This window comes from Paenibacillus sp. FSL L8-0644 (assembly GCF_038008165.1).
Taxonomy (GTDB): domain Bacteria; phylum Bacillota; class Bacilli; order Paenibacillales; family Paenibacillaceae; genus Paenibacillus; species Paenibacillus polymyxa_D.
Genome location: NZ_JBBOYN010000001.1, coordinates 2,005,972 through 2,025,979 on the forward strand (window position 1 = coordinate 2,005,972; position 20,008 = coordinate 2,025,979).

Here is a 20,008-nt window from a genome sequence, read left to right on the forward strand (position 1 = left end):
AGCTTTCCGAGATGAAATAACTCATATTTGAACAAAAAAGGAAGCGGTGTGTACGTGCAGCAAGCGATTGCAATATTGGATTCCGGTGTAGGAGGTTTGACGGTTGTAAAAGAAGTCATGCGTCAGCTTCCACGGGAAAAAATCATTTATTTTGGAGACACTGCGCGCACTCCGTATGGCCCCCGACCATCGGAAGAGGTTAAAAAATTTACAGAGCAAATGGTTGATTTTCTGATTCAATTTGATCCGAAAGTCATTATTATTGCTTGTAACACGGCTACTGCCGCGGCATTGGACTATATAAGCCAAAAGGTATCCATTCCGGTGATCGGAGTCATTCACCCCGGGGCTCGTGCTGCGATTAGCGCGACTGCTACCGGGCATGTCGGGGTGATTGGGACTGTCGGTACGATTCGAAGCGGAGCGTATACAGCTGCGCTCAAGCAATTGTCTCCTTACGTAGACGTGGTGAGCCATGCTTGTCCTGCGCTTGTTCCATTGGTGGAGCAAGGGTTATTTCGCTCTAAGACGACATCGCAGGTTGTGGAGGAGACATTGAGGCCTATTCAAACGTATCCGATTGATTGTCTGATTCTTGGTTGTACGCATTATCCTTTTTTGAAGGAAACGATTCAAGAAGTCATGGGGCCTGCAGTAAAGCTCATTAGCTCGGCAGATGAAACGGCGCGTGAGACGAGTACCATTTTGTATAACAAAGACAAGTTGGAAGCTGGGGACGAAACGCCGGTACATCAGCTTTTTTGTTCCGGCGATCCTGAATTGTTCCAGCGCATTGCCGCACAGTGGCTCGGGGAGCAAATTCGCCAAACGCCTGTCGTCTGGCAAGTCACCAATTTGGATTAACGAGACAGCCGACTTTTTGTCATTGGACAAAAGAAGTCGGCTGTTTTGCTTTTCGCTACATCAAGACACGCCGCGTTTGCATAACATGCAGTAAGGCAGATGGAAGGGGCGTAGAAGATGAGGGAATATATCGTTCAAAAAGGAGATACATTGCACCGGGTCGCCTCGGCTTTTAAACTATCGGCGGATACTTTGATCGTGGATAATCCGTGGGCCGCCACACAACCCTATCTGATTAGTGGTCAAGTGTTATATATTCGTCCGTCTACGGATCGTAAATACGTTATTCAGCCTGGTGAGTATGCAAGACAGATTGCCAAGCAGTTTGGTGTGGAGCTTGATGAGTTACGGCTAGCCAACCCCGGACTTGCGGAGCATGATTTTATGGAAGGAAAAACTATTGTTATTCCTGAGGACCATCAGGATCAGATTGTACGATTACGTGGAGAATATGGATACGAAGATTTAAAGGAAGACCTAGCGGCCTTGGCCCGCAGATATCCGTTTATTGAAGTTGGTAGCATTGGAACCAGTGTCATGGGGAAGGATATTCCTTATGTACGTATTGGGCAGGGAACGCGTAAAATTCACGCCAATGCTTCAGTTCATGCTAATGAATGGCTGACGACGCCTTGTTTGCTGCGTTTTATAGAGCAATATGCACAAGGGATCGGTGGGACTGAAGAACATGTAGGGGCCACTCAATGGGTGTATGGAGGTTCTCCGCGGGATTTGCTGGAGCATACATCCTTATGGGTGGTTCCGATGGTCAACCCGGATGGGGTAGAGCTGGTGCAACAAGGTATACTCCCAACTCATCCGTTGTATCATGACCTCAAAAAGTGGAATGAAGGACGTGCTGATTATCGCGGTTGGAAGGCCAATATTCGTGGTGTCGACCTCAACGATCAATTTCCGGCATATTGGGAAGAAGAGGTGCGCAGACGCGGTAAAACAGGTCCGTCTCGACGAGACTATGCAGGGCCTGCACCTTTGTCTGAACCAGAGTCTAAGGCGCTTGCCGATCTAACGGAGCGCGAACAGTTCGACATGGTGTTATCCATACACAGTCAGGGACAGGAGATCTATTGGAATTATCGGGATCTAGAGCCTAAGGAGAGCCGAGATTGGGCCTTACGGCTAGCTGCCGCAACAGGTTACCGGGCGGTAAAGCTGGGTGGGAGCGATGCAGGGTACAAGGATTGGTTTATACAGCGATTTGGTAAACCGGGGTTTACCGTTGAAGTCGGTCTAGGCGTAAATCCGCTGCCCATGCGTGATTACGATGATATTGCAGCAGAAGTGGGCATGTTAATGGCAACAGTGCTGTCATGGTAAAAAATTCGGCCTACTGAAACGTATCGAATCATTTGCACGTATTAGGAGGAACACGTTTTTTATAAGTGTTCCTCTTTACATGTCCCTTCAATGGGGTATATATACTTAGGAGCATTGGAAATGGAGTGAACAACCTATGAAGTGGAAAAGATTACTATCTCTCCGTCAATGGTCACATGTATTTCGTCGTATGCCCCGATTGATTACTTCATCAAGGATTCCGCTGGGAGAAAAATTACTCTTTGCGGTGCCTGTGTTGCTCTATTGGGTATTACCTGATGTCATGCCATTTATGCCCATCGACGATATTGGTGTTACGCTATTGCTTATGAATTGGTTTGTCACCCGTGCCGAACGAAAATATCCAGATGTGCTTGAAAAGCAACATGTACGTGTTCGGTAGATAAGCTTATGAATTTCGTGATTGCGATTTTTCGCGATTTTCTTTACAATAGGAATATTGCCTTTTGCTATGCTAAACATAATTGTGATTTATCCAATAAACCACATTTCATTTAATGAATATGAAGGAGATGAAGTTTGATGAACTGCAAAATTACTCGTAACGCAGCTAAAGTATTGAAACTTGAACTGGATAAGGAAGAGAACCAAGGGAAGAGCCTGCGCGTTGTTATTACTCATGCTCATGGAGATCATGCTCATTACGGGCTGGATTTGGACACGCCTAAAGAAACAGATACTGTCGTATCTACAGATAAAGGCATTGACGTAATTTTGGAAAGCGGCCAGCCGCTGCTGGATGGTGTGAAAATTGATTACTTGTACTTCCCCGAAGAAGGATTTGTCATTACTAACCCTTCCCAAGGTAATCACGGCGACCACTAAGCCGGAGCTCGGAGGGATGACAGATGGCCAACGATATTCGCGTATGTGATGAATGCAATCATATTCGCTTGAAAACAATCTTGCCCAAGTTGCAAAAGATGGCACCAGATGCCGAGATCAAAATCGGCTGCAAATCGTATTGCGGTCCTTGTGGGAAACGGGCGTTTGTGTATGTGAACGGACGTTATGTGAGTGCGGCCACGGAGGATGAAGTATTGGAGAAGGCTGCGCGCTTTATCAAATAGTTCCAGTACGCAGCATTCGCAATTTTTGAATAGTTCCCCTTCTTCTGATCCATGCTAATGGATGTAGACCACTGCCCAGAAGGAGGAGTGACTCATGGCCCAATATGATTCCAATCTCGACAATCACAGTGTTGAGGCTCAAACACAAAACTCAGTGGACAGGCTCCACAATGCCGTCTCTCAGGCATTGTCACATCCAGCTGAGCAACTGATTGAACAGGCGGAGCAGTCTCGCACTCATGCTGAACATGCCATACAGCAGGCGAAGGATAGCCTTGGTGACGACTCAGTAGAAGTTGCGGAGGATATGCTTGGTGAAGAGGTACAACGGCTTGAACAGGCCAAAAAAACGTTGCGTTCCTAAGCATTTGTGACTGGTAACAACGAGCGCAGTCGAGTGACAATCCATAAAAAAGCACGATCCACAGCACTTACAAGCCGATGGATCGTGCTTTTTTGTTATATACAGAGTAGTTATGCGGCGACATCGTTAAAGGGGTTTGGGAAGATGCTGTATCAGCAACCTCCCACATAAAGTCTATTAGATACAGATACAGAAGGAGTTACTTCTTTGTTTGTGGTTCCCATTCGCGAATAAGATCGTATGTGATAACCTGATCGGATATGTTCAACCGATTGAGAGCTTCGGTATATCCCGGTCCGCAGGCGTTTACGTCTGTAGGCTGGCCTGTACTCAGGTTGTAACAGGTCCCTTTGGAGAATGTACCGTCCTCAGATGGAATGTAGTACACTCGTCCATCCGTGAAAGCACCAGTACGTAGCACAACCATACGAGGCTTCCCGCTAAACAGATCGTTTCCCATAAAATGATATGGTTTTGTAGAAATCCCAAGCAGGTGCATTACGGAAGGAGTCAGATCCAACTGACCTGCCGGTTCTGTATACGTGCCCGCCTGACTTCCGTCAGGAAGATGCACAAGCAATGGCACCTGATTCATGATTTTCTGCATGTCCAGATCCGTAAGTGGCTTGCCTAAAAATTTCTCATACAGTGCTTTGTCTTTAATAGAATTATCATGATCCCCATAAAACATCAGGATCGTATCATCCCACAGTCCGTCTTTCTTCATCTGATCTACCAATTCGCCTAGTGCTTCATCTACATAATGGACAGATTTTAGATAGTCTCCGAACATGGTACCTTCAAACTCGCCAACGTCTAAATCTACCGCGTCAGGTGACAGGTTGTACGGATGATGGCTCGAAATACCGACCATATAGGCGTAGAACGGCTGCTTAACTTCGGTAGTGAGATCATTGAGCGTTTGACGGAAAAAGGATTTGTCTCCCAGGGACCAGCCCAATGGCTCATCAATTTTAAAATCTTTTTTACTGTAGAACTTGTCATAGTTCATTGCCTTATACATAGTGTAGCGGTTCCAGAAGCTGCTGTCATACACGTGAAACGCATTGGGACTATATCCAGTATCCTTCAAAATGGAAGGGAGCGTATCGAATTTATGGTCCGCATAACGGATAAATACGGAGCCTGTAGGGAGCGGATGCAGCGAAGCATGTGTAGAGAAGTCCGCGTCCGAAGTACGGCCCTGCGCAGTCTGGTGAAAATAATTGTTGAAATACATGCTTTCCTTCGTCAGTTTGTCAAAGTTAGGCGTAATCGCTGCACCGTTGATCTGTTTGCCGATAAAAAAGTTCATGAACGCTTCAGCTTGAATGACCATCACGTTTTTGCCCTTATACTTGCCAGATAGATCATTTTTTACCTGAAGCAACTTTTGGTGCTGATTAAACCATTCCTTATCCTTATCGGATTCCGCTTGAGCCAATGTAGGCTGAGGACCAAGGTGATCCTGACCATAGCGGTAGATGTCATATCCATGAAATCCGATCAACCCTGTTACATTGTACAAGGCCATCGACCACCAGTTGCCGACAAATATGCCAGTTGCCCACGTGGAGGTATAATATTTGATCGGCCCAAATGTTAATACATAGCCAATCAGGAAGGCCAATGCTCCTTTAGAGAAGCGAAGCAGGAACCTCTTTGTGTAGGAGCTTCGGGATGCTTTTAAATAAGTATCATTCGTGGTAAATCGACGTCGTAAGGAAGCCACAAATATGACATACGGAATGAATAGAATCCAGTCTGCAAAAAAGAGAATGTCCCCCCAGTACATAAGGGATGCGATACTTCCGCCCAGAGAATCAACTTGTCCAGCTTGAAGTAAGACGGGAATCGTAATGAAATCCTGGAAATACCGATAATAAACCATGTCGGAATAAATGAGCGCGGTGAGCAACATATCGAGCACCACAAGAGCAATCAAACGTCCGCGACGTGGCAGCCATAAGGTCCAGAAGCTCACAAGTAAAAGCGAACCAATAGCGATGACATAATCCAGCGGATTCATGTCAATATTTTGGGCATGCAAGTTATAGTGAATCAGTACGAGCTTGCCGATCATAAGCACAAAAAACAGACCTAGTCCAAAATATCGAGACAGCAGCATTCTGCTGAACGTGTTACCAGTGCGACTTGCACTGGACGTGCGAATAACCAACACTTTACCCCCTCTGGCAGAAATGTTCGGCTAGTATAAATTACATATTAACGTAATGTTAAAACCGAAATGCCTTTAATTATTATAGCGCTCATCTCGCGCATTTCAATGATTAAGTAAAGAAAATACAGCACAAATCAGGCCAGAACAACGAACGGAGAGTTCGTTTCCTGGCCTAGGCTTCATCTTATTTAAGGCTGCAACGGCGAAGTATCTTTGCGGCGCGGAGGCAGAGGGCCTAGATACTGATAGTATTGGCATTCGATCCGGCCGTTAAACAACTTCCGGCGCTTGTCTGCTTTACGGCCCCAATAATGCTCAAATTGCTTGGTGGAGCTGATGGCAAAGAAGGACCAGGTCTTCATTTCGGCTGCCGTGCGTGCGAGTGAACGGATCAGCTTTTCCACCTCGGATTGTTCGCTCAGTCTCTCGCCATAAGGTGGGTTTGTAATCATCACACCATATTGTCCTTCGAGTCTGACTTTAGTTACAGGCATCACCTTAAGAGGGATGTCTTTAGCAAAGCCTGCTGCTTTTACAGCTGCCTCAGCAACTTGTATGGCATTTGGATCGATATCGCTACCTGCAATTTCAAAAGGAATGTCATCGCGGGTCAAATCCATCGCCTCGTCGCGAGCCTGATCCCATAATTCTCTGCCAATGACAGGCCAGTCTTCCGAGTTAAAGGTACGTCTCAGTCCTGGCGCAATATTCCAGGCTTGCATGGCAGCTTCGACCAATAAAGTACCGGAACCGCAGCATGGGTCATAGAAGGGGCGGTCCGGGCTCCAGCGACTAAGCTGAATAAGAGCAGAAGCCATCGTTTCTTTGAGGGGCGCCTCTGTAACGAGCTTACGGTAGCCGCGTTTGTGCAGTCCTGGACCGGTTGTATCAAGCGTCAGCAACGCACGATCATTCAATAGAATGACCTCAATGACGTAACGAGGGCCATCTTCAGCAAACCAATCTGTGTGGTAGGTTTCCTTGAGCTTCTCTACAATCGCCTTCTTGACGATTCCTTGACTGGCTGGTACGCTACTAAGCTGTGATTTGTGCGAACGTCCCTCTACGGGGAATTCACCATCTACAGGAATCCAATCCTGCCAGGGTAATGCTTTGGTACCCTCGAACAGCTCATCGAAGGTTGTTGCAGCAAATTCACCCATTTTAATAAGTACGCGGTCTGATGTGCGAAGCCACAGGTTACACCGGCATATATCCATATAATCTCCGGTAAAAACGACGCGGCCGTTTTCAACGGTTAGATCTTCGTACCCGAGTTCTCTGAGTTCTCGGGCCACGACGGCTTCAAGTCCCATTGGCGCAGTCGCAATTAGTTGCAGTTGAGTCATTAAACGTATTCACTCCGTCCCCATAATCATGTAAGCTTGGTTCAATCCCTATAGTATAGGTCATTGTACTCGAAGAGACAAATCATTAAGGTAAAAAATTTACGAAGGACACCACGTCCTACCTGCGTTATGATTAAGCAATAAGGAGAGATGAACCGTGGAAATTACACCCAATATGACGCCTGAACAATATGTAGACCAGCTGGTACAAGAGGATGAAGCACTTCGCAGTATTAGGGAGGCTATCGTTAAAGAAGGTATGCCGGAAGTATCCGTTGCCCATCCTTATGGAAAACTGTTGACCTTTCTAATTGAAGTATCTGGCGCACAGCATGTACTGGAAATCGGCGCATTAGGCGGCTACAGTGGATTATGTCTGGCCCGTGGGCTGGGAGAAAAGGGCCGTATTGTGTCACTGGAGCTGAAAGAAGCGTACGCAGCGCTGGCACATCGACATATGGAAAACAATGGCTACGGTGACCGTGTCGAATATCGTATTGGACCCGCAGCGGACAGCTTGAAAGAACTTCAGGAAGAGGGAAGAACTTTCGATTTTTTCTTCATTGATGCAGATAAGGAAAATTACCCAGTATATCTGGAATATGCGATTGCTCTGGCGAATCCAGGTGCCATTATTGCGGGAGACAACTGTTTCCTTCGCGGACGGACGCTGAATACGGATAAGAACGGCCCTGCCGTTCAGGCCGTGAGACGTTTTAACGAAACGATAGCAACAGATCCGCGGCTGGTCAGCACGCTTTTGCCAGCTTACGATGGATTGGCGCTAGCTCGAGTTAAATAGCGTTCATTCCCCATGTATAGCTATCTATACAAAAAAGAACCTCCTTGTCCACTATAGCGTGGGCAAGGAGGTTCTTGTCTGTTAAGGTGGGCTTGTCTTACCTGAAGGTTTCTTACCTGAAATCAGGCGTAGCCTTACGATCAAAAAGCTTCATGCGTACCCAGAATATGTTGACGATTAACAGGACACCTGACATGATAAACAGTCCTTCGATGCCGATAAACCCGGATAGCACCCCGCCAATGACAGCACCCAGCATATTCCCAAGCGCGAGCGAGCTGGTATTGAAGCCGAAAGAACGACTTTCCATTCCTTCCGGTGTATACGTGCGAATCAGCGCATTTACGCTTGGTAGCAGACCGCCCATAAATACACCCATGAAAAAACGGATAATGACAAGTTGCCACACTTCATTGACAAAAGCCTGCGGAATGAGCATAACCGCCGTTCCGAGCAGTGCAATGGTCAAGATCTTGTGCGCTCCTATCTTGTCACTCAATCTTCCAAGGAGCGGTGCAGCAATCATATTGGATACGCCTGTTATAGCTGTAACGAACCCGGCAATCAGCGCAATTCCTTCTGCCGACCCATACAGTTTTTGCACATATAACGGCAGCAGAGATACCGTACTGATCATGGCAAATTGGAGCAGAAACGTTACGGTGAACAAAGCCGGAAGCTGGGGCGTATGGCTTAGCTCCTTTAATCCGGCAAGAACCGAAATTTGCGGTGTGCGTGCGGCTTCCGCTTTACTGAAATTTTCTTTAACCAGAAACATTGCAATGAGTGAGGCTATAAAAATCAGAGCGCCTGTAATATAAAAAATCGGTCTGAATCCGACCCAATCAGCCAAAAATCCGCCTAGCAGAGGACCGAGAATCGTGCCGGCCATCTGACCGGATTGCATAATCCCCATAGCGAATCCGGTTCGCTCTTTGGGAGTGGTACCCGATACTAGGGAAATCGATGCCGGATTGAAACCCGAAATCGTACCGTTCAGCAGGCGAAGCGCCAGCAGTTGCCACGGATGGGTGACCAAACCCATACATCCGATGACCAAAGCCATACCAAAGCCTGAGCGAAGCAGCATGACTTTACGTCCATATCGGTCAGCCAGCTTGCCCCACAAAGGCTGGAACATAAATGAGGTCAAAAAGTTAGCGGCAAAAATAACTCCAGCCCATAGACCAATATCGTGCTCTCCCTTCACATGAAGGTCCTGAGCCAGATACAGGGCGAGGAACGGAGTAATCATCGTAATACCCGCATTGACCAGAAACTGACCGAACCAAAGCACAATGAGATTGATTTTCCACGTCTCCCACGTTTTCAATGTGCTTTCACTTCCTTTCTGCCCATTCTCATCCTGTTGTAAATCCTACGTATCAACGCATAACTTCTCCGGAGCTTTAAAAAAAGCCATTTCTCTAGTATAGCACACTTCATTGAAACTTTATCCAAATGTCATGGGTTTGTCATGGTTTGTTCGAGAGCTACGGTTGTTACGACTCTTGAAAAAGGGCATAATTAAAATATAGTATTTATGATTCGAACTGGAGGCTGAAGTCATGACCTACAATGATACTTTTATCCGCGCTTGCCGCAAGCAAGCTGTGGATCATATTCCCGTATGGTACATGCGGCAGGCCGGAAGGTATGACCCTGAGTATCGCAAAATTAAAGAAAAATACACGTTGCTTGAGATATGCCGCCAGCCCGAGTTGGCCGCAGAAGTGACTTTAATGCCCGTGCGCAAGCTCGGGGTGGACGCTGCAATTTTATATTCTGATATTATGAATCCGGTGGCCTCGCTAGGGGTTGATTTTGATATTGTCAAAAATATTGGACCGGTTATTGATAATCCGATCCGGTCAGCTGCAGACGTAGACAAGTTGCGTCCAATTGATGTGGAACGCGATTTGGGTCATATTTTGGAAACGATCCGCATTTTGGACCGTGAACTGAACGTGCCATTGATTACGTTCGCTGGAGCGCCTTTTACCATTGCAAGCTATTTAATAGAAGGAAGACCCTCCAAAGGATATATTCGCACCAAAGCGATGATGTATGGAGAGCCTGAGTTGTGGCATCGCCTGATGGATAAGCTAGGGGACATGGTTATTACATACGTGCGAGCTCATATCGCTAATGGCGGTAAGGCTTTTCAATTGTTTGATAGTTGGGTAGGTGCGCTCTCGCCCTATGATTTTCAAACTTTTGTGCTGCCGACTATCACACGTATTTTTCATGAATTATCTGATCTGGATGTACCTAAAATTTATTTTCCGGGCGTAAGCTCTGGTGAATTGCTCCCACACTTGAATGGGTTAAAAGCCGATGTGATTGGACTGGACTGGCGGGTAAGTATACCTGAAGGACGTCGTCGCTTGGGCAACGGTTTTGGTGTACAGGGAAATCTGGATCCTTATGTGCTTACTGCGCCAATCGATGTTATCAAGCAGTATGCGAAAACCATTGTAGATGAAGGTATCTTGGAGCCGGGTTACATTTTCAATCTCGGTCACGGTTTATTTCCTGAAGCCTCGCTAGATAAGCTAAGAGAGCTTACTGATTATGTACATGAGTATTCCCACTCGATTTTGTCAAAGAATTAAACCATTAGAAATGTTAAGAGGTGATCTGCTAATGAAAACCAAAGTGGGTGTACTGGTTATGTCCTACGGGACGCCAGAAAGTCTGGATCAGGTGGAAGCCTACTATACACATATCCGTCGCGGTAATGCTCCCTCGCCGGAGCAGCTAAAGGAATTAAAGGATCGTTATGAAACTATTGTGGGCGGTGTGTTTCCGCTGCGTCAGAATACGGATCGGCAGGTTCAAAACCTGCAGGAAACCCTAAATCGGGAAAATCGCAACCCGGACATTGAATTTGCCTGTTATCAGGGACTCAAACATGCGAAACCGTTTATTGAGGACGGTGTGGAAGCCATGGTGCAAGATGGCATTCGTGCTGCGGTGGGTGTCGTGCTGGCTCCGCATTATTCCGTTATGAGTGTAGGCACTTATATTAAGCGCGCACAGGCTAAGGCACAGGAACTGGATCTGGCCATATCATTTGTGGAGAGCTATTATCTTCATCCAAAGTTGATTAAGACGCTAACTGAGCGTGTGAACGCCAAGCTGGCGCTTTTTGAAGAAGCTGGAGCCAAGCGGGATGAGGTTCGTGTTCTATTTAGTGCGCACAGCTTGCCTGAGCGGATTTTGGCTATGGGTGATCCTTATGTAGAGCAATTAATGGCTACTTCGCAGGCTGTTGCGGACAAGGCGGGGATTACCAACTGGCAGTTTACGTGGCAAAGCGCCGGTCGTACAGCAGAACCATGGCTGGGGCCAGACATTTTGGATACCATGCACAGTCTTAAAGAGGAGCAAGTGGAGTATGTGCTGGCTGCACCAGTTGGCTTTGTTTCTGATCACTTAGAGGTGTTATACGATCTGGATATTGAAGCACAGGCTTTGGCGAAGGAATTGGATATGCGTTTTCAGCGTATTGATTCACTCAACAGTGATCCACTGTATATGGAGACGCTTAGTGATGTCATCATAGACCAATGGAAAAAGGGATGAGGACATAATGGAGCAAAGGTTACGTAATATTGTAATTGTAGGCGGAGGCTTGACCGGGCTTAGCACTGCTTTTTATACACGAAAAATGTACAAAGAAGCTGGCTACACACCTCGAATTACGCTGGTGGAGAAAGCATCCGTGCTGGGCGGAAAAATTGAAACACTGCATAAAGATGGTTTTGTGATTGAAAAGGGGCCAGATTCCTTTCTGGCCCGTAAAACGGCCATGATAGACCTGGCAAAAGAGCTGGAGTTGGATCATGAACTGGTGAGCACGAATCCTGAGGCTAAAAAGACATACATTTTGCATGAAGGACAGCTTCATCCGATGCCCCCTGGACTGGTGCTGGGGATTCCAACGGAGCTGAAACCCTTTTTGCGCAGCGGCTTGATCTCTTTAGGCGGGAAAATGCGGGCTATGATGGATTTTGTCATTCCGCCTCGCCGTGTACCGGGAGATGAGGCGTTGGGTGATTTTATTGAACGCCGACTTGGCAAAGAAGTGCTAGAAAATGTAACCGAACCACTACTGGCAGGGATTTATGCTGCCAACATGAAGACACTAAGTTTGCAAGCGACCTTCCCACAATTTGCTGAGGTAGAGAAGCAATACGGAAGTCTCATTCACGGAATGATGACAGGTCGAAAACCAGCTGAAACACATACGGGTACGAAAAAAAGCGCCTTTTTGACCTTCCGTCAAGGCTTGCAAAGTTTGGTGCATGCGTTACTGAATGATTTGTATGACTGTGATTTACGCACCGGTATTGCTGTTACAAAATTCACAAAGACACCGCCAAGTGAAGGCAGCCCATATCGCGTTATGCTGGACAATGGAGAGATGCTGGAGGCGGATGATATTTTTGTAACGACTCCCAACTTTGCTGCTGCGCCGCTATTGCGAGATCATGTCAATGTGGCTGCACTGGAAGCTGTTAATTACGTCTCCGTAGCAAACGTGGTCCTAGCCTTCGATAAAACAGATATTGAGAACGTCTTTGACGGTTCTGGTTTTCTGGTTCCTCGTAAAGAAGGACGCAGCGTGACCGCTTGTACATGGACGTCTGCCAAGTGGCTTCATACCAGCCCAGATGATAAGGTGCTGTTGCGCTGTTATGTAGGGCGAGCAGGAGCTGAAGACACTGTAGAGTTACCGGATGATGAGTTGATTGGACTGGTACGTAAGGATCTGAAAGAGATGATGGGAGTTACAGCGACTCCGTTGTTCACGGAAATTACACGTCTTCGCAATTCCATGCCGCAATATCCGGTAGGGCACCCGCAGGCTATAGCTGATTTGCGTGAAGAGTTACGCACTGAGATGCCGGGAGTGTATGTGTTGGGCGCTGGCTATGATGCAATTGGCTTACCGGATTGCATCCGTCAGGCTAAGGAATGGGCCTCCAATGCCGTCCAAACGACACAACAGGAAGCAGTCAAGGTACAGGTGTAAATGTTCGATAATGAACCCTTCGCGATCCAGGCGAGGGGTTCTATTTATATTGAAATTTGATATATAATGGAGAAGGTGTAAAGTTCGCCAGCTAATAAAGAAGTTATGCAAATGCAATAGCATAGAAGGAGTGAAGAATGTACCCTCCCAGATCACAGCGAAATGAAGGTCGCAAAAAAGCAAGAAAACCAAAAATAGGCAAGGCTTGGATCATTACAAATCTGGTCCTACTGCTTATGATTGTAGGTCTTTTCGGTTATTATTACATATTTGAACACGACAACAGTGGCTCTCTTGCGGAAAATGCCGGGTATTCGCAAACGGAGAAGAAAATCCAAACAGGATCTGCTAGTGCAGATCGGTCTACTTCCTCGGTCAGTGAAAATGTTACAGCCTTGTCAAATAAACAGCTGGATGAAGGCCCCCATGCAGAAAATAAATTTGTCGACGATGAAACAAAGCAATCTGCTGCTTCAGACACAAGCAATCGTCCCGCGACAACGTCTGACACAAATGCTCCCGAAGGCAGTTCCACAGGAGCAAAATTGTCCTCGGGGAAAGACGGGCAAGCACAGAACGATACGTCCAATAAGGATATATACGACGGTAATCCATCCACCGATAAGGGAGGAACGGAGGATATAAAGAAATCCAAAACAGACGGTGCAGACTCTCCGACAGTCACGCTTCACTTTGTAGGGGATGTGCAGTTTTCCGGTAAAGTTGAGCAGCGTTTGGAGCAGAATGGGTTTGATTTTCCGTATCAATATCTCGGAAACTTGTTTCATAAAGACGATTTGACGATTGCCAATCTGGAAACGCCCGTGACAACGAATGGTGTGGGTGCGTTAAATAAAACGTATGTGTATAAATCTTCGCCCAAAGCGTTAACTGCGTTGGCTGCGGCAGGGATAGACGCTGTCAATTTGGCCAACAATCACATTTTGGATCAGGGCACAGGCGGATTACTGGATACACTGAAATACCTGGATGAAAAGGGTATAGCCCATGCTGGAGCCGGACGTAATGCAAAAGAAGCATATGCACCGCATTATTTTGAACGTAAAGGGATCAAAATTGCCTTGTTGGGGACTACACGTGTTATGCCTGAAGCCAACTGGAATGCGGGCGCCAAACAGCCCGGTGTAGCAGGAGCCTATGATTCGACCGCTATCGTAAAGTCTATCCGTGAGGCACGAATGCAGGCCGATCTGGTGATTGTCATTACCCATTGGGGGAAGGAGCGCGCAACTGCACTTGAGCCCCATCAAACCGAGTTATCGCACGCTTTTATTGATGCTGGAGCTGATCTTGTCATTGGCGGTCATCCACATGTGCTTCAAGGGATGGAGCAATATAAAGGTAAATGGATTGCATACAGCACAGGCAATTTTATTTTTTCTAAATCAACGGTGCCAGCCACTTGGGATACAGCGATATTTCAGGCAACATGTACCCGTAAAGGGGCTTGCGAGATGAAGCTGACTCCTTATCGGGCGGAGCTGGGTCAGCCGATCCCATTGAAGGATACGGAGGCCAGCAAAATTTTGCAGAGAGTGGCGGCACTGTCACCGGGAAATGTCTCGATTGGGACGGATGGTACAGTAAGTGCTCAATAGAATTTCGAAAGAAATTGTTAATATAGGAATTGACGGAATGAGCGTATGAGGGACTCCTTTGTGGATGGAGGTCATAACAAGATGAATAATTTGTGTGTGGCTCACCGCGGTTTTTCGGGGATTGCTCCTGAGAACACGATGGCAGCCTTTCAGCTTGCGTTGGAGCAACCATTTGTACACTGGATTGAGCTGGATGTACAGCTGTCAAAGGACGGTGTTCCGGTGGTAATTCATGATTTTACACTGGAGCGAACGACGAATGGTACAGGGAGAGTAAAGGATTCGGACTGGAAAGCATTGCAACAACTTGATGCTGGTAGCTGGAAAAGTGCAGAATACCGTGGAGAAATAATCCCCTCCCTCGCACAGGTGCTGGATTTATGTCGTGGCCGCGTATCGCTCAATATTGAGCTTAAAACAGCGGGAGATATGTATCCAGGACTGGAGAAAGCCGTACTCCGTGAAATTGCGATGAGAGGGATGGAGGGAGAGGTGGTATTAACCTCTTTTGAGCGTGCTGCATTACGCCGGGCTAAGGAGCTGTGTCCTGAGATCCGTACCGGATTGATTATTGACGCGCGTCCAGATGACTTGGCAAAGCAACTGGAACAGCTACAATGCACTTTTTTATCTATAGGCTATCCGCGTTTGGATCGAAACTTGATGAAAGATCTCACTGGACGCGGTATTACTGTCATGGCGTGGACGGTGGATGACCGCCGTATAATGCGGAAATTGGCCTCATTGCATCCTGAATTGATGATTTGCACCAATTGGCCGGATCGCTGGGAACGGGTTTTTTTGCTTTCCAAGCATCGGATGTGGCACTATATACGTAAACTTATACGTTAATAATTGGACTACATACGCGGGAAGGGTGAAGGGTCGTAATGAACGTGGAAATTCGTAATGTTTATTGTGTTGGGCGCAATTATAAACTGCATGCGGAGGAGCTGGGTAATGAGGTTCCCGCAGAACCAATGATTTTTTTGAAGCCGTCTCATGCGGTTGTGCCGCTGGATGGCGCCACGCTGGAGCTTCCGCAGGGGCAGGGAGATATTCATTTTGAGACTGAGCTGGTTGTAGCTGTAGGACGTAAATACGAACCGGGCATGTCCGCAGATACGTGTCTGAACGCATTTGCATTCGGCATCGATTTTACCCTGCGTGATGTACAAAGTGTTCTCAAGAAAAAAGGCCATCCATGGACCGCCGCCAAAGGCTTTAAATCGTCTGCTCCCGTGACACCATTCCTGCCTTTAGAACAATTGGACATGCTGGAGCTGCAGGATTTTTCCTTGCTCAAAAATGGACAGGAAGTGCAGCGTGGACATGTCAAAAATATGATTTTTTCTATCCAGCACATCGTTGAATATATAGCTACTCATTATGGACTGGGCGAGGGAGATATTATTTTTACAGGTACTCCAGCAGGAGTAGGGCCTACAGCAAGCGGGGATCGCTTTGAGCTTTTCTGGGGGAGTGAGCGTCAGGGAAGCTTCACCATCGCATAAATTTGTGAACGGAATCCACAGAAGAGGATTAAAAAAGGGAATGTTTTGAAGGCCGTGTCCTGTGCCAAAGCATGGGACACGGCTTTTATATAAGCGTGGAGCGTTGTACAATAATATACAGAACGAATAAAGAAAAACGGAGATTCATTTCAAAAGCGGGGGTATATCATGGACTGGATCATCGGATTGCTTTGTGCTGCTGTGGTGGCGGGAGCTGCATTTTATAAAAAATCCTTAACCTTATCTGGCTTTGCTGCGGCTGTACTGATGGGAACCGTATATTATGGGGCGGGTAACCTGTTCTGGTTCGGCACATTGCTCTTGTTCTTTATCACGTCAACCCTCCTGTCGAGGTTCAAAAAGGAGCGCAAGGCTGAGCTGGAAAAGTCGTATGCCAAAACCGGCAACCGGGATGCAGGCCAAGTATGGGCTAATGGGGGATTAGGTATGCTGTTATGCCTGGGTTATGCGATATGGCCCCATGTTACGTGGCAGCTGGCTTTTGTCGGTGTCATGGCTACGGTCACTTCCGATACGTGGGCAACGGAATTTGGCAGTCTGAGTCGTAAGCCACCCCGTTCAGTGCTTAACGGGAAGGTGCTGGCACCTGGAACCTCAGGAGGAGTATCTGTATTGGGAACGGCTGCGGCCTTGGCTGGGGGTCTACTGATTGGCATAGGTGCATGGGGCTTTGGACACGCCATAGGAACGCAGAGTTTGCCGTTATGGCTGTGGGCACTGGTTGGAGGTATATCCGGTAGTGCTGGAGCCTTTGCTGATTCCTATCTTGGTGCTACGGTGCAAATGATGCGTTCCTGCACGGTTTGTGGACGGGAAGTAGAAGTAGACTCACATTGTGGACAAACGACGGTCTATGTACGAGGCTGGCGTTGGATGAGTAATGATCGGGTGAATAGCATTAGTTCTATTTTCGGAGGATTGGTCGCTCTTGCAGGTATTTTTCTTATACTCTGAACACGGAGCTGGGGATCGTTACAAGGGAATAATTATTATAAGAATTGACGGTGTTTCGATCCTTGTATAAGGAGGTGCTAAGATGGGCGATATACACGGAGATAAATATGAAGCCATTTTGGACGCCGCTTACACAGTCTTTGGCACCAAAGGCTTTTATGAAAGCAAAATTTCCGAGATTGCAGAACAAGCGGGAGTTGCCAAAGGCACAGTATACTTGTACTTTAAAAGCAAAGAGCAGCTATTTACAGCAGTCACACGTAGAGATTGCGAGCAATACCTAGCCGAAATGCAAGGCGCATTAATCAATCGTACTTTGGGAGAAGGTCTGCTGCGGATGGCAAATTTGCATCTGCACTACTATTTCAAGCGCAAGCAGCATACGAAATTATTTTTTATGACCCCCAACAGTGACCCCGATCTAATGGAGTTTATGCGGGGATTTATTCAGGACTATACTGATTTGGTCAAAAATAAACTGGCGTCAGAGGGTGTACAGCAGTCCGAGTTTCATGCGAAGGCATTCATTGGGATGTTGGAGCGCCTAAAAATGGATATTTTATTAAATAAAGATTTCCGAGAATGTGACGTGGATCAGACGGCTGAACTAGCAGCGAACTTATTTATGCATGGCTGTAAAGCCGGAATACAAAAATCCTGACATCTTATTGCTAAGAAACCGTACTGAATTCATTCAGATAACGGTTTTTTTAATCATTGGCTGTGTCTGTGTTAAAATAAACAGGATGCATCACAAAATTGGGGAAGAGTAGGGAATCCGTATGAATATTATGACCGTTGAACATATAACGAAAAGCTATGGCGAGAAAATGTTGTTTGAGGATGCTTCCTTTGGTATGGATGAACGTGACAAAATAGGAGTCGTTGGTGTAAATGGCACCGGTAAATCAACATTTTTACGCGTGATTTCCGGCTTAGAGCCGCCGGATGATGGCAATATTGCAGTGAACAACGATGTGCGAATTCAGTATCTAGCACAAAATCCGGAGTTTGATCCTGAAATGAAGGTACTCCAGCATATTTTTCATGGCAGTCAGCCTGAGATGAAAGCGGTCCGTGAATACACAGAAACCATGGAGTTGTTGGAATTAAATCCGGGTAGCGAGGAGCTTCAAAAACGTCTATTGCGAGCAAGTCAGCAAATGGATACGTTCCAGGCATGGCAGCTGGAGAGTGAGGCCAAAAATATACTTACCCGACTGGGGATCACCCAGTTTGAGTCTCGTATGGGCGTTCTATCCGGTGGGCAACGTAAGCGGGTGGCTTTGGCGGCGGCTTTGATCCAACCCTGCGAGCTGCTCATTCTGGACGAGCCCACAAACCATATTGATAATGAGTCCGTTGAATGGTTGGAGCAGTATTTGCAAAAAAGACGTGGTGCGTTGTTAATGATCACGCATGATCGCTATTTTCTGGATAGAGTTGCAAATGTCATGCTGGAGCTGGATCATGGTCGCCTTTTCCGTTATGAGGCTAACTATACCCGTTTTCTGGAGCTGAAGGCAGAACGCGAGGAGCGGGAAGCGTCTACGGAACAAAAAAGGAAGAACCTGCTGCGTAATGAGCTGGCTTGGATTCGCCGTGGAGCAAAGGCTCGTTCCACCAAGCAGAAAGCGCGTATTGACCGATATGAGCAGCTTAGGGACCAGCAACCGGAAGCTCGTTCTGGATCTGTAGATATGTCCGTCGCCTCCACACGTCTGGGTAAAAAAATATTGGAGATCGAGCATCTGTCCAAATCGGTAGATTCTCGTAAGCTGATACAGGATTTGAGCTACATTGCGGTTCCTGGTGATCGTGTTGGTATCCTAGGTCCTAACGGTAGTGGGAAATCCACTTTGCTCCAAATAATTGCCCAGCATATAGAACCGGATTCCGGCAACGTTGTGCTGGGACCGACGGTGAAGCTTGGCTATTTTACTCAGGAACATCAGGAAATGAACGAGTCTTTACGTGTTATTGAATATATTAAGGAAGAAGCCGAAGTGATTCGTACAGCAGACGGTTCGACGATTACAGCTGCACAAATGCTGGAGCGTTTCCTGTTCGCACCAAGCGCGCAATGGACGGTTATTTCCAGGCTGTCCGGGGGTGAAAAACGGCGCTTGTATCTGCTTCGTATTCTGATGTCGGCACCGAATGTGCTATTGCTGGATGAACCAACAAATGATCTGGATATTCAAACCCTTTCCGTTTTGGAAGACTATCTGGATGAATTCCCGGGCGTGGTGTTTATTGTTTCTCATGATCGCTATTTCCTGGATCGAACAGTGGACAAAATACTGGCGTTTGAAGGGGATGGACAGGTACGTGTACATGTGGGCGACTATAGCGAGTATGCAGAATGGATTAGTAAAAATGCTCAATCTTCTGTGAATACGTCTGTCTCGACGAGTACGGATTCCTCGAATCGCTCTTCCACGCCTAAGTCTGCGGGTCCTTCCGAGTCAGTCAAGGAGACAAGTAAAACCAAGCTTAAATTCACCTTTAAGGAACAGCGGGAATATGAGCAAATTGATGAGCTGATTGAACAAGCCGAACAGAAGTTGGCCGACATTCAGCGGCAGATGGAAGAGTCTTTTAGTGATTCAGCACGACTACAGGAGCTCATGGCTGAGCAAGCGAAGGCAGAACAGCATTTGGAGCACCAAATGGAACGCTGGACCTACCTTAATGAGCTGGCCGAGCAGATTGAACAAAGTAAATCTTAAGCAATGATAAAGCCACATTAATAGCATTCTGCCAGAGCTATTTCTTCATGTTGCTCAGACTAAAAAAGCAAGTATCCGAAAAACCGGAAGACTTGCTTTTTTATTTACTGATCTATTCGACGATGTAACAGGCTGAT

19 protein-coding genes are annotated in these 20,008 nt (G+C 46.8%); 16 read left to right on the forward strand and 3 right to left on the reverse strand.

The annotated features are described in order from the left end of the window. Positions 1-54: 54 nt before the first annotated feature. The 6 genes from racE to NSS94_RS09185 all read left to right on the forward strand — a co-directional run bounded on the left by racE (position 55) and on the right by NSS94_RS09185 (position 3,657). A complete protein-coding gene (racE, locus tag NSS94_RS09160) occupies positions 55-864 on the forward strand; it encodes a glutamate racemase (protein WP_069011068.1) in 810 nt (269 codons plus the stop codon). 117 nt (positions 865-981) lie between these two features. Continuing rightward, the gene (locus NSS94_RS09165; protein ID WP_209947943.1) at positions 982-2,202 is read left to right on the forward strand and encodes a M14 family metallopeptidase; all 1,221 of its coding nucleotides are present in this window, start codon (positions 982-984) and stop codon (positions 2,200-2,202) included. Positions 2,203-2,338: 136 nt separating this feature from the next. Then, positions 2,339-2,605: a hypothetical protein gene (locus NSS94_RS09170; RefSeq protein WP_029516685.1), complete on the forward strand. Its 267-nt coding sequence runs from the start codon at positions 2,339-2,341 to the stop codon at positions 2,603-2,605. A gap of 140 nt (positions 2,606-2,745) precedes the next feature. Next, on the forward strand, positions 2,746-3,048 hold the full coding sequence (locus tag NSS94_RS09175; RefSeq protein WP_013370462.1) for a heme biosynthesis protein HemY: 303 nt from the start codon (positions 2,746-2,748) through the stop codon (positions 3,046-3,048). A 23-nt stretch (positions 3,049-3,071) separates the two neighbouring features. Continuing rightward, complete coding sequence (locus NSS94_RS09180; RefSeq protein ID WP_007429791.1) at positions 3,072-3,293, forward strand: DUF1450 domain-containing protein; 222 nt, start codon at positions 3,072-3,074, stop codon at positions 3,291-3,293. A gap of 94 nt (positions 3,294-3,387) precedes the next feature. Continuing rightward, on the forward strand, positions 3,388-3,657 hold the full coding sequence (locus NSS94_RS09185) for a hypothetical protein (RefSeq protein WP_023987992.1): 270 nt from the start codon (positions 3,388-3,390) through the stop codon (positions 3,655-3,657). A gap of 199 nt (positions 3,658-3,856) precedes the next feature. Here the strand turns inward: NSS94_RS09185 and NSS94_RS09190 are convergent, their stop codons facing one another. Both NSS94_RS09190 and NSS94_RS09195 read right to left on the reverse strand, forming a co-directional pair. Beyond that, positions 3,857-5,839, reverse strand: coding sequence for an LTA synthase family protein (locus NSS94_RS09190; protein ID WP_069011070.1), 1,983 nt, complete (start codon positions 5,837-5,839; stop codon positions 3,857-3,859). A 188-nt stretch (positions 5,840-6,027) separates the two neighbouring features. Then, positions 6,028-7,188, reverse strand: coding sequence for a THUMP domain-containing class I SAM-dependent RNA methyltransferase (locus NSS94_RS09195; RefSeq protein ID WP_023987994.1), 1,161 nt, complete (start codon positions 7,186-7,188; stop codon positions 6,028-6,030). Positions 7,189-7,345: 157 nt separating this feature from the next. Between NSS94_RS09195 and NSS94_RS09200 the strand changes: the two genes are divergently transcribed. Beyond that, entirely contained in the window at positions 7,346-7,990 is a 645-nt protein-coding gene (locus NSS94_RS09200) for an O-methyltransferase (protein ID WP_023987995.1), read from the forward strand. Positions 7,991-8,102: 112 nt separating this feature from the next. Here NSS94_RS09200 and NSS94_RS09205 read toward each other — a convergent pair whose 3' ends face one another. After that, positions 8,103-9,323 (reverse strand): MFS transporter, encoded by a 1,221-nt coding sequence (locus NSS94_RS09205; protein ID WP_029516688.1) that lies wholly within the window; start codon positions 9,321-9,323, stop codon positions 8,103-8,105. Between the two features lie 235 nt (positions 9,324-9,558). On the opposite strand from NSS94_RS09205, the gene hemE reads away from it, so the two are divergent. From hemE to NSS94_RS09250, 9 genes are all read left to right on the forward strand, one after another. Continuing rightward, positions 9,559-10,605 carry a uroporphyrinogen decarboxylase gene (gene hemE / locus NSS94_RS09210; protein ID WP_029516689.1) on the forward strand — a complete coding sequence of 349 codons (1,047 nt, stop codon included), beginning with the start codon at positions 9,559-9,561 and terminating at the stop codon, positions 10,603-10,605. Positions 10,606-10,636: 31 nt separating this feature from the next. Then, positions 10,637-11,578 carry a ferrochelatase gene (gene hemH / locus NSS94_RS09215; RefSeq protein ID WP_341039191.1) on the forward strand — a complete coding sequence of 314 codons (942 nt, stop codon included), beginning with the start codon at positions 10,637-10,639 and terminating at the stop codon, positions 11,576-11,578. A gap of 7 nt (positions 11,579-11,585) precedes the next feature. Continuing rightward, a complete protein-coding gene (hemG, locus tag NSS94_RS09220; protein WP_029516691.1) occupies positions 11,586-13,031 on the forward strand; it encodes a protoporphyrinogen oxidase in 1,446 nt (481 codons plus the stop codon). A gap of 137 nt (positions 13,032-13,168) precedes the next feature. Continuing rightward, on the forward strand, positions 13,169-14,650 hold the full coding sequence (locus tag NSS94_RS09225) for a CapA family protein (RefSeq protein WP_340884999.1): 1,482 nt from the start codon (positions 13,169-13,171) through the stop codon (positions 14,648-14,650). A gap of 81 nt (positions 14,651-14,731) precedes the next feature. Beyond that, the gene (locus tag NSS94_RS09230) at positions 14,732-15,502 is read left to right on the forward strand and encodes a glycerophosphodiester phosphodiesterase (protein ID WP_029516693.1); all 771 of its coding nucleotides are present in this window, start codon (positions 14,732-14,734) and stop codon (positions 15,500-15,502) included. A 38-nt stretch (positions 15,503-15,540) separates the two neighbouring features. Then, positions 15,541-16,164: a fumarylacetoacetate hydrolase family protein gene (locus NSS94_RS09235; RefSeq protein ID WP_029516694.1), complete on the forward strand. Its 624-nt coding sequence runs from the start codon at positions 15,541-15,543 to the stop codon at positions 16,162-16,164. A 168-nt stretch (positions 16,165-16,332) separates the two neighbouring features. Beyond that, a complete protein-coding gene (locus NSS94_RS09240) occupies positions 16,333-17,139 on the forward strand; it encodes a DUF92 domain-containing protein (protein ID WP_069011076.1) in 807 nt (268 codons plus the stop codon). An 82-nt stretch (positions 17,140-17,221) separates the two neighbouring features. Further along, positions 17,222-17,800: a TetR/AcrR family transcriptional regulator gene (locus NSS94_RS09245; RefSeq protein ID WP_029516696.1), complete on the forward strand. Its 579-nt coding sequence runs from the start codon at positions 17,222-17,224 to the stop codon at positions 17,798-17,800. A 121-nt stretch (positions 17,801-17,921) separates the two neighbouring features. Further along, complete coding sequence (locus NSS94_RS09250; RefSeq protein ID WP_341039192.1) at positions 17,922-19,871, forward strand: ABC-F family ATP-binding cassette domain-containing protein; 1,950 nt, start codon at positions 17,922-17,924, stop codon at positions 19,869-19,871. Positions 19,872-20,008 lie beyond the last annotated feature (137 nt).